The following is a 254-nucleotide window of genomic DNA, read 5'->3' on the forward strand; positions in this document are numbered from 1 at the left end:
CATAGACCAAGGGAAAGTATAGGTCATGATGCTATAGATGAGTGACAAAAATATCGATATGACAACTAAGATGTAGCATGTTAAATTTAACGTCAGAGTATAGTTGAAAATTAACGGACAAATAACGGACATTATCTGGTTATCCAGTTAAATTAGAATTATGGGCTATGCCAACTGAAGACGAGGCAGTTATAAGTACTTATAATAAATTGAAAGAAAAATTAAAACAGCCAAAAAAATTAGCAGATGTGATT

General features: G+C 31.5%; 2 pseudogenes. One reads left to right on the forward strand and one right to left on the reverse strand.

Features of this window, described 5'->3' with window-relative positions:
- Nucleotides 1-132: pseudogene (locus IDG63_RS14400) on the reverse strand (YdcF family protein); the annotation flags it as partial.
- Here IDG63_RS14400 and IDG63_RS14405 point away from each other — a divergent pair.
- Nucleotides 129-254, forward strand: a pseudogene (locus tag IDG63_RS14405) (glyoxalase III HchA); the annotation flags it as partial. The pseudogenes IDG63_RS14400 and IDG63_RS14405 sit on opposite strands and share 4 nt — an antisense overlap.

Source organism: Staphylococcus sp. EG-SA-14 (genome assembly GCF_017151935.1).
In the GTDB taxonomy this organism is placed as follows: Bacteria; Bacillota; Bacilli; order Staphylococcales; family Staphylococcaceae; genus Staphylococcus; species Staphylococcus aureus.